Genomic DNA, 14,560 nt, shown 5'->3' with positions numbered 1-14,560 from the left:
TTGCAAAATTAATCTTAGAACGATTTAATTGAATAAACAAGTAATGCGGTAAGATAATTTTGTTATTTTAATAAAGATGTTTTACAATTAGTGTACAAATAACATCGAATATAATTTTTATCTAATATTTAAAAATATTCTATTAGAAAAAGGATTATTAATATTTAAGATATTTTATTTTAGCACTAGAATATACTTAAAATTTTTAAGAATTAAGGTGAAAGAATTGAAAACAATTGAAGTAATATTGAAAAATATCGCTCAGGTATTATTGATTAATAGTAAATGGACTGGTTTATTAGTATTGATTGGTTTATTTGTTGCGAATTGGAAAGTGGGTTTAAGTGCACTTCTTGCTAGTAGTATTGCTTACTTACTTGCACCGTATATGAACTACTCACAAGAAGAAATTGACAATGGGTTAGCAGGATTTAGTCCGGTACTAACTGCTATAGCATTAATATTATTCATAGACAATAATTGGAGTGGTGTATTAATTACGTTAATTGCAACAATATTAACACTACCTATGGGTTCAGCAATTAGAGAATTTCTGAAACCATATGGTGTATCTATGCTAACTTCACCTTTTGTCATTATGACTTGGATTACTGTATTAATACCTGGACAAGTTAAACATTTAACTACTGAACTAGATATCATTCCTGGTCATATTAAAAAAGCGTCATTTGATCTTGGGAATGAACATATCCAATTTTTTAAATCTCTTATAGAAGGGTTTAGCCAAGTATTTCTTGTACCAAATTTTATAGGTGGTTTATTTATCCTAGTTGGTATATTTATAGGTTCTAGGAAGGCTGGCATTTACGCAGTTATTGCTAATCTTGTGGGTTTCGTCATCGTTGGATTATTAGGTGGTAATTATACAGACATCAATGAAGGTTTATTCGGCTATAATTTAGTTTTAACGGCAATTGCACTAGGTGTTACTTTTAAAACAACGATGAATAGCTATTTGGTTACAGGTTGTGGTGTATTGTTAACAGTATTTATACATCTTGGATTAAATACGTTGCTTGAACCTTTTGGTTTGCCTGCATTAACCATGCCGTTTATTTTAGCAACGTGGTTGATGCTGTTTGCAGGAGAGAAACATCGCACTTAAATTATTTTGCTGAAAATGTAGTTCGATTTAGGAAAGTTGTTCGCTAAGTTAAGTGTTAAATATTAATTACGTGATGTAGAAGATGAAGCCTTGGATGATACAATTTGGAAATCATTCAAGGCTTTTTTAGAGAGTTCGGAAATATATTTTAATCGTGAGAAACATTTTCAAAAAGGAGACTTTCAAATATAAAAGTCGAGTGTTAAACTAGGATTAATTAAAAGGGAATGTATTTGAGGTGAGAGAAGTGGTACAGTCGTTTCTAGTACGCACAGAAATTCAAAAAAGATGGATCGCAAAGTTTAAACAAGTGGAAGATATATTTAAACAACGAGCTGCGGAAAATGATATTCAAGGTCAATTTCCATTTGAAAATATAAAATGGTTAGTCGATGAGGGATATACTAAATTGACTTTACCTAAAGAGTACGGTGGAGAAGGTGCAACAATAGAAGATATGGTCATCTTACAAAGTTATTTAGGTGCAATAGATGGCGCAACGGCTTTATCAATTGGATGGCATCTCAGTGTGGTTGGTCAAATATATGAACAAAATATGTGGGAGCAAAGTATGCTCAATACACTTGCGAATGAGATTGTAAATGGAGCGCTAGTTAATCGTGCTGTTAGCGAAGCAGAAACCGGTAGTCCTACTAGAGGTGGGCGGCCAGGTACACATGCTGTTAAAGAAGACAATGGTTATGTGCTAAATGGAGTTAAAACATTTACCTCAATGAGTAAAGCATTAACGCATTACATTGTTGGAGCTTATGTAGAAGAGCTCGATACAGTTGGATTCTTCTTAGTACCTCGAGAATTTGATGGCGTTGAAGTTGCTGATAATTGGAATATGGTAGGAATGCGTGCCACTGAAAGTCATGACTTAGTTCTTAATGATGTTCATATACCATACGAGTATTTTGTTGAAGCTAGTCGTAAACCTCAACCGAATGGGTGGATTCTTCATATACCAAGTTGTTATTTGGGTATTGCGCAAGCTGCTCGAGATTATGCAGTTCATTTTGCGGAAAATTATAGCCCCAATAGCATCGAAGGAACAATAGCAGATTTGCCGACCGTTCAACAGAATTTAGGTAAAATGGAAAGTTTATTATTGTCGGCGCGCCATTTCTTATGGAGTACTGCACAAGGTTACCAAATATATGAAGAAGATGCGCAAATTTGGAATGTAACTTCAGCTAGTAAGGTAATGGTGATGAATCAAGGGATGGAAGTCATAGATTTAGCAATGAGAATCGTTGGAGCTAAAAGTTTAGAGATGGATCGACCGTTGCAACGTTATTATAGAGATATGAGGGCTGGATTGCATAATCCTCCTATGGAAGACATGGCTTATACGAATATTGCTAAAAGTATTACAGGTAAGATGTAAGGGGTGTCTTAATACAACATGTTATCGTTCTCGGATAACATGTTGTTTTTTTAATTTTTAAAAATACGAATTTAATAAACTATTGTAAAACTACAATGATTTTCGTATAATTAATATCGAAATTGATAATCGTTATCACTTAGGAGGGAACTATGAGAAAATTATTATTACCTTTAATAGTCTTAGTCCTAGTATTAGCAGCATGCGGAAACAACTCAGGAAACAGTTCGAAGGACTCAGATAAAAAGGCAGAAACTAAGTCATATAAAACAGATGATGGTAAAACAATTAAAATACCTAAAGATCCAAAACGTATTGCAGTTGTTGCACCTTCATACGCAGGTGGAATTAAAAAATTAGGTGGAAATATCGTTGCAGTAAGTAATCAAGTTGATCAAAGTCATATTTTAAAAGATAAATTTAAAGGTGTTACTAAAGTGGGAGACGACGATGTTGAAAAAGTTGCCAAGCAAAAACCAGATTTAATCATCGTTTTAGATCAAAATAAAAATATTAAAAAATATAAAAAAATTGCAGCTACTGTACCTTTCAATTACCAAAAGCATAAATACCTAGAGCAACAAGAGGAATTAGGTAAATTACTTGGTAAAGAAGACGAAGTTAAAAAATGGGAAAAACAGTGGAAAGAAAAAACAGCTAAAGACGGTAAAGAAATCAAGAACAAGATAGGTAAAGATGCTACAGTTTCAATCTTCGATGAATTTGATAAAAAATTATATACATACGGTGATAACTGGGGCCGTGGTGGCGAAGTATTATATCAAGCATTCGGATTAAAGATGTCTAAAGGTCAAAATGATTTAACTAAAAAAGCAGGTTGGGCAGAAGTAAATCAAGAGCAAATTGAGAAAGTTGCAGGGGATTATATCGTGTCAACAAGTGCCGGTAAATCTACTCCAGGTTATGAAAAAACAAATATCTGGAAAAATTTACCTGCAGTTAAAAAAGGCCACATTGTTAAGGTAAAAGCTGAAACTTATTGGTATAATGATCCTTATACGTTAGACTTTATGCGTAAAGACTTGAAGAAAAAATTAATGGATGCAAAATAATATTCAAAAACGGGAATTAACGAATATCAATTGGTTATATAGCAGGTTGCTACAATAGTGGCAACCTGTTTTTAATACACTATGAGAATTTTGATAAAATAATAATTAAGAATGGAGGAGAGATAATTATGACTAAAGTTTATTTTAACCATGATGGTGGAGTTGATGATTTAATTTCTTTATTTTTATTACTGCAAATGGAAGATGTTGAATTAATTGGTGTGAGTACAATTGGAGCCGACTGTTATCTTGAACCTTCATTGAGTGCATCAGTAAAAATTATTAATCGATTTTCTAATCAATCGATACAAGTTGCACCATCTTACGAAAGAGGTAAAAATCCATTTCCTAAAGAATGGAGAATGCACGCCTTCTTTATGGATGCATTACCAATTTTAAATGAAAGCCAAACGCCTAAACGAGCTAATGAAAGTAACTATGAAGCTTATGAAGATATAATCCAAAAAGTAAACGCAAGTACTGAAAAGGTGACATTACTCTTTACTGGTCCACTTACCGACTTAGCTAAAGCGATGCGTCATGATCAATCATTCCTATCAAATGTAGAAAAATTAGTATGGATGGGTGGAACTTTTCTAGATAAAGGCAATGTTGAAGAACCAGAACACGATGGCACTGCAGAATGGAATGCGTTCTGGGACCCTGAAGCGGTTAAAACGGTGTTCGATAGTAATCTTAAGATTGATATGGTAGCTTTGGAAAGTACAAATCAAGTGCCTTTGACATTAGATGTGCGCCAAAAATGGGCGGACGAGAGAGAATTTGTAGGGATTGATTTTTTAGGAGTAAGTTATGCTGCAGTACCACCATTAACGCATTTCGTTACAAATTCTACATACTTTTTATGGGATGTTCTAACAACTGCATATGTTGGTATGCCTAAACTAGTAAAATCAGTAAAAATGAATGTTAATGTAATAAGTCATGGGCCGAGTCAAGGAAAGACATACAAAGATGATAACGGGCGTAAAGTGAATGTAGTTAATTATGTTGAACATAATGCGTTTTTCGATTATATTTCTTATTTAGCGAAAAAAGCTTAATAAGTAGAATTAATAATTTCAGGATATGTAAACTTTTTATTTATTAAAGTTTACATTGGTGTTATAATCATTCTCATGTAAGGAGGATGAACAAGTGAGTACAAAGAATTTAGTTTTTACAGCTTTGATGACTGCCATTATTTGCATTTTAGGATTAGTACCTGGTGTGCCTTTACCGTTTATGCCGGTACCAATTGTGTTACAGAACATTGGTATCTTTTTAGCTGGGATCATATTAGGGCGTAAAATGGGCGCATTGAGTGTGATTGTCTTTTTATTATTAGCTGCCACAGGTTTACCAGTTTTATCCGGAGGACGTGGAGGAATAGGTGTATTTGTTGGCCCATCAGCAGGATTCCTATTTTTATATCCATTTATAGCTTACTTTATTGGATTAATTAGAGACCGTTATTATGGGAAAATTAATTTCCTTATACTCTTCGTCACTACATTAATTATCGGGGTTCTAGCATTAGATATCATCGGTACTATCATTATGGGATTCATTATACATATACCGATTTCTAAGGCATTTTTACTATCATTTACATTTATGCCTGGAGATATTATTAAAGCTATTATATCTAGCTTGATTGGTGCGACCATCTTAAATCACACTCGTTTTAAAAGTTTGATACAATAACATTAATATATATCAAACTTTGCGAGGTAGAAATCTATGACTCACATCACGTTAAATGATATCTATGTCGATGGTGTGAAATATTCAGAAGACAACCGTAAAATCATTTATTTAACGCCGGGACATCCACTTAAATTTGATAGTAATACATGGATCTATAAAAAAATGCCCACAATAAGTCAATGGACAGAAGATTTGAAAGAACAACAGGAATATCATCTTAAACAAGGTTCAAATCATTTGTCGTTTTATTTTCCTGAAAATGAAGTTCTTAGTAAACAATGGTTAGATATTATTAGACAACAAGGTTTTGAACTAGGTATTTTGGAATTGTATGCAATAGAGGCTAATGAACTAAGGCAATTGCCTCAAAATAATCAAGTGATAATTCAGCAAGTGACAAAGCAAAACATTGATGATTATGTATATATTCATAACTACTTTGCTCTACCTTTTGGAGAACAGTATGCCAAAGAAAGTGCAAAGCAAATCAAGGAATGCTTCTTGTCAGATGGAAAAAATAGGTTAATTGCGTACTTAGGGAAAAAGCCTGTTGGAATTGTTGATTTAATTATTACATCACATACGGTGGAAATAGATGGATTAGGTGTGATGGAGCAATACAGACATAACGCTATTGGTTCATCAATTCAATCGCACGTCGGTAAATTAGCTAAAACCAAGCCAGTAATTCTTGTCGCAGATGGTGAAGATACAGCTAAGGATATGTACATAAAGCAAGGTTATACATATTTGGGTTTTAGGTATCAAATTTTAAAAGAAAACATCTAATAAAAAGGCTAGTGAATTTAGGAAAAACAAATTTCCTATATTTCACTAGCCTTTTATACGTTCTGGATGGCTATAAATATTAAAGTTACCATCTCTAATAAATCCAATTGCTGTAATGTTTAAGTCTTTCGCTAATTGCACAGCTAATGTTGTTGGGGCTGATTTAGAAAGTATCACACCTACGCCAATTTTTGCTGCTTTAATTAATATTTCAGAAGAAATACGACCGCTAAATATTAATACCTTATCTCTTACCGAAATATGTCTTTGTATACAATAACCATATAACTTATCAAGTGCATTATGACGTCCAATATCTTGTCTATGTTCAAAAAAGGTATTACCATCACTAATTGCTGCGTTGTGTAAGCCGCCGGTTTGTTTGAAGATCACACTAGCACTTTGAAGTTGAGTCATCATCCTTAAAATCTGTTGAGGATGTAATTCGATTTTAGACATCGAAGTTTTAGCAATGGCGGCATCATTATGAAAGTAAAACTCACGACTTTTCCCACAACATGAGGCAATCATACGTTTCGTAGAATATTCAAAACGATCTCCCAATGATTTAGTTAATTCTACATGAGCAAACCCTTTACTATCATCAATTTGAATTGATTTTAATTCGTCTCTCTTTAGAATGGCTCCCTCTGAAGCGAGAAATCCTAGTACAAGTTCTTCCATATTGGTTGGGCTACAAATAATAGTAGCAAATTCTTCGCCGTTGACCATGATAGTTAAAGGGAATTCTGTAACATAAAAGTCTTCGGTTGCAAATAATTGCCCGTTTTCATATCTTATAATTGATTGATTACTCGAAACATCATTATTCATCTTGTTTTGCTCCCCATTTTAGTCATAATACAATCATAATGCTAAATATTAAAAATTTAAATGCTTTTGTTTATGTAAACTTTTTAATAATTAATGTAAGAACTATAAAAGAAAATGCTCATTCAAATGTTCTATTAATTGTAATTATTTTTCAAAAAAAGGACTTTTCAAGGTTCTCCTTCAGAGTATAATGTAAATAGAGTGGAGGGATTAGTTTATGAAAATAAAACATTTTTTAGTTGCTATGTTAGTTCTGTGTCTAGTGTTAGCAGGATGTTCGAACTCTAGCAATAGTAGTAAAGATAGTGATAAAAAAGATGAAAGCTCGTCTGATAATAGTAAAAAGCAAGAATTACAAATCTCTGCTGCAGCGAGTTTAACTGATGTTAGTAAAGCACTTGCGAAAGAATTTAAAAAGGATCACAATAACGCTGATATTAAATTTAATTACGGTGGTTCTGGTGCGTTAAGACAACAAATTGAAACAGGTGCTCCTGTAGATGTATTTATGTCTGCAAACACTAAAGATGTGGATCAATTAAAAGACAAGAAGAAAGCGCATGATACATATAATTATGCTAAAAATAAACTTGTATTAATTGGTGACAAGGATAAGAATTATAAATCAGTTAAAGATTTAAAAGATGGTGATAAACTTGCTTTAGGTGAAGTGAAAACTGTACCAGCAGGTAAGTACGCTAAACAATATTTAGAAGATAATAATTTATATAATTCAGTAAAAGATAAAATCATTAATGCCAAAGACGTTAAACAAGTATTGAATTATGTTGAAAAAGGTAATGCACAAGAAGGTTTTGTATATAAAACTGACTTATACAATCAAAAGAAAAAGACCGATAAAGTAAAAGAGATTGAACAAGTTAAATTAAGTAAACCAATCACTTATAAAGCTGGTGCAACTTCTGAGAAGAAACTAGCTAAAGAATGGATGAAATTCTTAAAATCTGATAAAGCTAAAAAAATTCTTAAAGAATACCAATTCTCGGCTTAAGGAGTATTAAACTATGCCTGATTTAACATCATTTTGGATATCATTACGTGTCGCGATTACAAGTACAATTATTGTAACAATTTTAGGAATATTTGTTTCCAAATGGTTATATAATAAAAAAGGGCATTGGGTAAAAATCCTTGAAAGTTTTATAATATTACCAATAGTACTTCCACCTACAGTACTTGGTTTTATATTATTAATAGTTTTTTCAACAAGAGGACCTATAGGTCAGTTCTTCACCAATATTCTACACTTACCAGTAGTTTTTACTTTGACAGGTGCAGTACTTGCATCTGTCATTGTTAGTTTTCCTCTAATGTATCAACATACAATTGGTGGATTTAGAATGATAGATAAGAAAATGCTAAATACTGCGCGTACAATGGGTGCAAGCGAAACTAAAATATTTTTCAAATTGATATTACCTTTATCCAAACGTTCTATATTAGCAGGCATTATGATGAGCTTTGCTCGCGCGATTGGTGAGTTCGGTGCGACGTTAATGGTGGCTGGATATATTCCTAATAAGACAAATACGTTGCCGCTTGAAATTTATTTCTTAGTTGAACAAGGTAAGGAAAATGAAGCTTGGCTATGGGTACTCGTTCTAGTCGCCTTTTCTGTAGTCGTTATTACTACGATTAATTTAATCAATCATGATAAATATAGGGAGGTCGATTAGATGTTGAAGATTCAATTAGAATACTTATTAAAAGATATCAATATCCGTGTCGACATTAATGATGAAATCCCTAAAATATATGCCATTCGAGGTCCGTCGGGAATAGGTAAAACTACTGTACTAAATATCATAGCTGGTTTAAAGAAAGCTGACCGAGCACTAATTAAAGTGAATAATCGTATCTTGACTGATACGGAAAATAAAATTAATGTCAAAATTCAACAACGTAATGTTGGATATCTATTTCAAGATTATCAGCTTTTTCCAAATATGAACGTGTATAAAAATATCACTTTTATGACTGAACCATCTGAGCATATAAATAATTTAATTCAGACACTAAACATTTCTCACTTAGTTACTCAATATCCAATGACTTTATCTGGTGGAGAAGCGCAACGTGTTGCATTAGCACGTTCATTAAGTACGAAGCCTGATTTGATATTACTTGATGAGCCTTTCTCAAGTTTAGATGATGTGACGAAGGATGAGAGTATTGCACTAGTGCAAAAGATATTTGATGAGTGGAAGATACCTATTATTTTTGTTACACATTCAAATTATGAAGCTAAGAAGATGGCACACGAAATTGTAAATATTGGCAATGAATAAATGATCATTAGCACCTCTTTCTATAATGGGAGAGGTGTTTGTGTGTATAAATTTTGTTACTTATAAAAATAGACATTATAATAGAAACAAATATTGATGAGAGGATATCCAATATGAATCAAGAACGTTATTCTAGGCAAATGTTATTTAAACATATTGGGCAAGAAGGACAAAGAAAGATTGAAAATCAACATGGCCTTATTATTGGAATGGGCGCATTGGGTACGCACTTGGCAGAAGGGTTAGTTAGAGCAGGCATTGGTAAATTAACTATAGTTGATAGAGATTATATTGAATATAGTAACTTGCAAAGACAAACACTTTACACAGAAAATGATGCACATGAAGCATTACCTAAAGTGATAGCTGCAAAGCACAGGCTAATTCAAATACGTAATGATGTCGTTATTGAGACATGGATAGAACATGTGGATTATCCTTTTTTAGAACAACATGGTAAAGAAGTAGATTTAATACTTGATGCGACTGATAATTTCGATACAAGACAATTAATCAATGATTTCGCTTATAAGCATCATATCCCTTGGATATATGGTGGAGTAGTTCAAAGTACTTACGCCGAGGCTACATTTATCCCAGAACAAACACCTTGTTTTAATTGTCTTATGCCTCAATTGCCTTCAGTAAATTTAACATGTGATACTGTAGGCGTGATTCAACCTGCGGTGACTATGACTACAAGTCTTCAATTAAAAGACGCATTAAAGTTGCTAACAGGTCATGACATTAAACCTCAGTTGACTTATGGAGATATATGGGAAGGTGATCATTATAGGATTGGGTTTAGTAAAATGCATCAAGATCAATGCCCGACATGCGGTAGTCGCCCTCATTTTCCATATTTAAATCAGGAACGCCAAAATTATGCCACACTTTGTGGGCGAGATACAGTACAGTATAAGAATAAAAATATTTCTCAGGAAATACTTACTACCTTTCTAGAACAGCATCATATACATTATCGCACGAATCATTATATGACTATTTTCAAATTTAGGGGTCATCGTATTGTTGCATTCAATGGGGGCAGGTTCCTTATTCATAATATGACTCAACCTCAACAAGCGATACAATTAATTAATCAATTGTTTGGATAATAAAGGAGGGAATTATCATGAACAATCATCAACATGAACATGTTCAATTAGAAAGAAATATTAATGTAGCAATACTAACTGTTTCTGACACAAGGGATTTCGATAGTGATAAAGGCGGGCAATTAGTTCAATCACTTCTAAAAGAGATTAATGTAAGTATAGAAGAACACCATTATAAGATTGTTAAAGATGATAAAAATGCAATTACATTACAGATAAAACAATGGTTAGAAGACAATGAAAATATAGATGTCATTATTACAACAGGTGGTACTGGTATTTCTCAAAGAGATGTTACGATTGAAGCGGTAAGACCACTATTAACTAAAGAAATAGAAGGATTTGGAGAATTATTTCGTTATTTAAGTTACACAGAGGATGTGGGTACACGCGCATTATTATCACGCGCTATTGGAGGCACAGCAAAAGATAAATTAATCTTTGCTTTACCTGGATCAACTGGGGCAGTCAAACTTGCAATTGAAAAACTAATTAAACCTGAATTAAATCACCTTGTTCATGAATTAACGAAATAATAGTGAATAAAGATTTAGGGATAGCAGGTAAACTACATTGATTTACATTACCATCCCTTATTTCAATCAACAATCAAGACATGAATGTATTTCTCATACTTTTCTTTGATAGTCACCAGACTTACCACCAGACTTAGATTCTAAATAGGTTTGACCAATGACCATCCCTTTATCGACTGCTTTAGTCATATCATAAACAGTTAAAGCTGTTGCTGATGCGGCAGTGAGTGCTTCCATTTCAACGCCCGTTTTACCAGTTGTTGAAACAATTGCAGTGATATTCAATATATAGTGAGATGATTGAGATGTATCCCATTCAAAATTGACATCTATACCTGTTAGAGGTAAAGGATGGCACATAGGTATAATTGTAGATGTGTTTTTAGCAGCCATAATTCCTGCTATTTGTGCAGTATTGAGTACATTACCTTTTTTATTAGTATTATCGATAATTTGCCTATAAATCGTTTCATTTACAGTAATACTTGAATGGGCACGTGCTTGACGTTTAGTTACTTCTTTGTCAGAAACATCAACCATCTTAGCGTTCCCTTGTTCGTTTATATGTGTAAAGTTATTCATACTATTCCTCCTAGCAGGATTTAGTATATCATGAAAATAATTTATTTTTGGAGATGAAAATATGCCAGTTGAAAAAAGAAATCCTATTCCAGTAAAAGAAGCGATTTCTCGCATAATGAAACAAAATGTGTCGATTCGTACTACGAAAGTGGATTTAGATGAAAGTTTGGGGCATGTTCTTGCAGAAGATATTGTTGCAACGTATGATATTCCACGTTTTAATAAGTCACCATATGATGGGTTCGCCATACGTAGTGAAGATTCTAAAGATGCTAGCGGTGAACATCGCATTGAATTTGAGGTTATCGATCATATAGGAGCGGGTTCAGTCTCAACTAAGACTTTAGGGAAAAATCAAGCGGTTCGTATTATGACTGGTGCGCGAATACCAGAGGGTGCTGATGCAGTTGTGATGTTTGAACAAACTATTGAATCTGAATCAACTTTTACTATACGTAAGCCGTTTGATCATCTTGAAAATATATCACTAAAAGGCGAAGAAACGACAACTGGAGATATCGTACTTAAAAAAGGACAACATATTAATCCTGGTGCGATTGCAGTATTAGCAACGTATGGCTATACACAAGTTCCTGTAACGATTAAACCAAGTGTAGCAATTATAGCGACAGGTAGTGAGTTGTTAGATGTAGAAGATGAATTAGAACCTGGTAAGATTAGAAATTCAAACGGACCTATGATTAAAGCGTTAGCTAAAAAAATTGGTTTAGAAGTAGGCACATATCAATTACAACAGGATAATTTGGAAAGTAGCATTCAAGTAGTTAAAGATGCTTTATCTCAACATGATATCGTCATTACTACAGGTGGTGTGTCAGTAGGTGATTTCGATTATCTACCAGAAATATATAAAGCGATAGATGCAAATGTCTTATTTAATAAGGTTGCTCAAAGACCAGGAAGTGTTACAACAGTCGCATTTAGTAATGGACAATATTTATTTGGTTTATCTGGGAATCCTTCAGCTTGTTTTACTGGTTTTGAATTATACGTTAAACCAGCTGTTAATAAATTGATAGGCGCAAGTGAGTGTTATCCTCAAATAATCAAAGCGACACTTATGGAAGATTTTACTAAGCCTAATCCTTTTACTCGTTTTATCAGAGCTAAAGCGACTTTAACACCTTCAGGTACTACAGTTGTCCCTTCAGGTTTTAATAAATCAGGTGCTGTTGTAGCGATTGCACATGCCAATGCGATGATTATGTTACCTAGTGGAACACGAGGATTCAAAGCAGGGCACACGGTGGATGTAATACTTACAGAATCCAATGCGTTTGAAGAGGAATTGTTGTTGTGATTATACAAATTGTAGGATATAAAAATTCAGGAAAGACAACTTTAATGGCACATGCGGTTTCATTTCTAAAAGAAAAGGGATTTACTGTAGCGACAATTAAACATCATGGCCATTTGGGTAATGATATTACACTGCAAAATGATGATGTTGATCATATGAAACATTTTAATGCAGGCGCTGATCAAAGCATTGTACAAGGTGAAACATTTCAACAAACAGTAACACGTATAAGTAAACAGAATCTTACTGATATTATTAAAGAATTTGTTACAATTGATTGTAATATCATCTTGGTAGAAGGTTTTAAAGAAGAACCGTTCAAAAAAGTTGTTGTATATAGAGATGATAGCGACTTAGAAATGTTATCTAAGCTAACCAATGTATGTTTCACTATCAATTTGAACGAATCAAATGTTTATGAAAAATTTGAGATTGCATTGTTAGAATTGATTAAGATAGAAGGATTGAAAAATTAATGAAGCAATTTGAAATCGTGACTGAACCGATTCAAACTGAGCTATACAGAGATTACACACTTAATGAACATCAAGGTGCAGTTGTGGTTTTTACTGGTCATGTTAGAGAATGGACAAAGGGAGTTCGAACAGAATATCTAGAATATGAAGCTTATACTCCTATGGCAGAGAAGAAACTAGCCCAAATTGGCGATGAAATTAAGCAACGTTGGCCCGGCACGATAACTACAATTGTGCATCGTATCGGACCGTTACAAATTTCTGATATCGCAGTGCTTATAGCGGTATCTTCACCACATAGAAAAGATGCTTATCAAGCAAATGAGTATGCAATTGAACGCATAAAAGAAATTGTTCCTATATGGAAAAAAGAAATTTGGGAAGATGGTGAAGAGTGGCAAGGCCACCAAAAGGGTACCCATCAAGAAGCGAAGAGGGGGAGAACATTATGAAAGTACTTTACTTCGCAGAATTGAAAGAAATTTTGAATCAATCATCTGAAGAGATAGATACTCAAAAAACGATGACAGTTCAAGAATTTGAAGCATATCTGTTTGAACAACATCCGGAAATTGAAAGTAAAAAATTTCAAGTCGCAGTGAATGAGGAGTTTGTCAGAAAAGATGATATTGTACAACCTCAAGATACTGTAGCACTTATTCCACCAGTTAGTGGAGGTTAAGTTTAGTGAAAGCAATGATATTAGCAGGTGGTCATTCTGAACGCTTTGGTAAACCTAAAGCATTTGCAGAAATAGAAGGGCAACCATTTTATAAAAAAATCATAAACACTTTGACTTCAACAAATATGTTTAACGAGGTTATTATTAGCACCAATGAACAATTAGCGCCTTTATTTGAACATCAAAACGTTGTTATTGACGATAATAATAGTAGAAATAAGGGCCCATTAGCAGGAATTTATTCAGTAATGAAACAATATTCTAATGAGGAATTATTTTTTGTAGTTTCAGTTGATACACCTATGATTACAAGTAAAGCTATAAGTGGATTATATCAGTTTATGATTTCTCATCTCATTGAGGATCACTTAGATATTGCGGCTTTTAAAGACGCAGAAACAAAAATACCCACGATTGCCTTTTATAGTCCGCATGCATTGAAAACGATAGAGGCAGCTTTGCAATCAGATGACTATAGTTTGCGACATGTGTACAATCAATTATCCACTGACTGGTTAGACGTTTCTGAAATTCATTCTCCTCATTATTGGTACGATAATATTAACTATCAGCAAGACTTGGACTCTCTAAAAACGAAGATAAGAAATTAA

At 33.4% G+C, this 14,560-nt stretch carries 18 protein-coding genes; 16 read left to right on the top strand and 2 right to left on the bottom strand.

The annotated features are described in order from the left end of the window. Positions 1-226 precede the first annotated feature (226 nt). From yut to CM54_RS06845, 6 genes are all read left to right on the top strand, one after another. On the top strand, positions 227-1,126 hold the full coding sequence (gene yut / locus CM54_RS06870; protein WP_037550036.1) for an urea transporter: 900 nt from the start codon (positions 227-229) through the stop codon (positions 1,124-1,126). Positions 1,127-1,373: 247 nt separating this feature from the next. Next, positions 1,374-2,519: an acyl-CoA dehydrogenase family protein gene (locus tag CM54_RS06865; protein WP_037550033.1), complete on the top strand. Its 1,146-nt coding sequence runs from the start codon at positions 1,374-1,376 to the stop codon at positions 2,517-2,519. Between the two features lie 152 nt (positions 2,520-2,671). Then, positions 2,672-3,592 carry an ABC transporter substrate-binding protein gene (locus CM54_RS06860; RefSeq protein WP_037550030.1) on the top strand — a complete coding sequence of 307 codons (921 nt, stop codon included), beginning with the start codon at positions 2,672-2,674 and terminating at the stop codon, positions 3,590-3,592. 125 nt (positions 3,593-3,717) lie between these two features. Next, positions 3,718-4,656, top strand: coding sequence for a nucleoside hydrolase (locus CM54_RS06855; RefSeq protein ID WP_193750976.1), 939 nt, complete (start codon positions 3,718-3,720; stop codon positions 4,654-4,656). Between the two features lie 94 nt (positions 4,657-4,750). Beyond that, the gene (locus CM54_RS06850) at positions 4,751-5,299 is read left to right on the top strand and encodes a biotin transporter BioY (RefSeq protein ID WP_002432276.1); all 549 of its coding nucleotides are present in this window, start codon (positions 4,751-4,753) and stop codon (positions 5,297-5,299) included. A gap of 36 nt (positions 5,300-5,335) precedes the next feature. Continuing rightward, entirely contained in the window at positions 5,336-6,091 is a 756-nt protein-coding gene (locus CM54_RS06845; RefSeq protein WP_037550026.1) for a GNAT family N-acetyltransferase, read from the top strand. A gap of 45 nt (positions 6,092-6,136) precedes the next feature. On the opposite strand, the gene fdhD is transcribed toward CM54_RS06845, so the two are convergent. Beyond that, a complete protein-coding gene (gene fdhD / locus CM54_RS06840) occupies positions 6,137-6,925 on the bottom strand; it encodes a formate dehydrogenase accessory sulfurtransferase FdhD (RefSeq protein ID WP_037550024.1) in 789 nt (262 codons plus the stop codon). Positions 6,926-7,142: 217 nt separating this feature from the next. Between fdhD and modA the strand changes: the two genes are divergently transcribed. The 5 genes from modA to CM54_RS06815 all read left to right on the top strand — a co-directional run bounded on the left by modA (position 7,143) and on the right by CM54_RS06815 (position 10,888). Next, positions 7,143-7,937 (top strand): molybdate ABC transporter substrate-binding protein, encoded by a 795-nt coding sequence (modA, locus tag CM54_RS06835; protein WP_037550021.1) that lies wholly within the window; start codon positions 7,143-7,145, stop codon positions 7,935-7,937. Between the two features lie 13 nt (positions 7,938-7,950). Further along, the gene (gene modB / locus CM54_RS06830) at positions 7,951-8,622 is read left to right on the top strand and encodes a molybdate ABC transporter permease subunit (RefSeq protein ID WP_002469706.1); all 672 of its coding nucleotides are present in this window, start codon (positions 7,951-7,953) and stop codon (positions 8,620-8,622) included. Then, the gene (locus CM54_RS06825) at positions 8,623-9,234 is read left to right on the top strand and encodes an ATP-binding cassette domain-containing protein (protein ID WP_037550017.1); all 612 of its coding nucleotides are present in this window, start codon (positions 8,623-8,625) and stop codon (positions 9,232-9,234) included. Positions 9,235-9,347: 113 nt separating this feature from the next. Continuing rightward, positions 9,348-10,352: a ThiF family adenylyltransferase gene (locus tag CM54_RS06820; protein ID WP_037550015.1), complete on the top strand. Its 1,005-nt coding sequence runs from the start codon at positions 9,348-9,350 to the stop codon at positions 10,350-10,352. 17 nt (positions 10,353-10,369) lie between these two features. Beyond that, a complete protein-coding gene (locus CM54_RS06815; protein WP_037550012.1) occupies positions 10,370-10,888 on the top strand; it encodes a MogA/MoaB family molybdenum cofactor biosynthesis protein in 519 nt (172 codons plus the stop codon). A gap of 93 nt (positions 10,889-10,981) precedes the next feature. Here CM54_RS06815 and moaC read toward each other — a convergent pair whose 3' ends face one another. Next, positions 10,982-11,470: a cyclic pyranopterin monophosphate synthase MoaC gene (gene moaC / locus CM54_RS06810; RefSeq protein WP_037550009.1), complete on the bottom strand. Its 489-nt coding sequence runs from the start codon at positions 11,468-11,470 to the stop codon at positions 10,982-10,984. A gap of 61 nt (positions 11,471-11,531) precedes the next feature. On the opposite strand from moaC, the gene CM54_RS06805 reads away from it, so the two are divergent. Genes CM54_RS06805 through mobA form a run of 5 tightly spaced genes read left to right on the top strand, consistent with a single transcriptional unit; the run spans position 11,532 to position 14,560 of the window. Next, the gene (locus tag CM54_RS06805; RefSeq protein ID WP_037550006.1) at positions 11,532-12,791 is read left to right on the top strand and encodes a molybdopterin molybdotransferase MoeA; all 1,260 of its coding nucleotides are present in this window, start codon (positions 11,532-11,534) and stop codon (positions 12,789-12,791) included. Then, entirely contained in the window at positions 12,788-13,267 is a 480-nt protein-coding gene (mobB, locus tag CM54_RS06800; protein ID WP_037550004.1) for a molybdopterin-guanine dinucleotide biosynthesis protein B, read from the top strand. The genes CM54_RS06805 and mobB overlap by 4 nt, the downstream gene beginning before the upstream one ends. Next, positions 13,267-13,719 (top strand): molybdenum cofactor biosynthesis protein MoaE, encoded by a 453-nt coding sequence (locus tag CM54_RS06795; RefSeq protein WP_037550003.1) that lies wholly within the window; start codon positions 13,267-13,269, stop codon positions 13,717-13,719. Before mobB ends, CM54_RS06795 begins: the two co-directional genes overlap by 1 nt. Next, entirely contained in the window at positions 13,716-13,949 is a 234-nt protein-coding gene (gene moaD / locus CM54_RS06790; RefSeq protein WP_002432537.1) for a molybdopterin converting factor subunit 1, read from the top strand. Before CM54_RS06795 ends, moaD begins: the two co-directional genes overlap by 4 nt. A gap of 5 nt (positions 13,950-13,954) precedes the next feature. Beyond that, on the top strand, positions 13,955-14,560 hold the full coding sequence (mobA, locus tag CM54_RS06785) for a molybdenum cofactor guanylyltransferase MobA (RefSeq protein ID WP_037550001.1): 606 nt from the start codon (positions 13,955-13,957) through the stop codon (positions 14,558-14,560).

The organism is Staphylococcus sp. TE8 (genome assembly GCF_000692055.1).
Classification (GTDB): domain Bacteria; phylum Bacillota; class Bacilli; order Staphylococcales; family Staphylococcaceae; genus Staphylococcus; species Staphylococcus capitis.
Note: the sequence above shows the minus strand (reverse complement) of the source record. Positions and strands in the feature narration are given on the sequence as shown.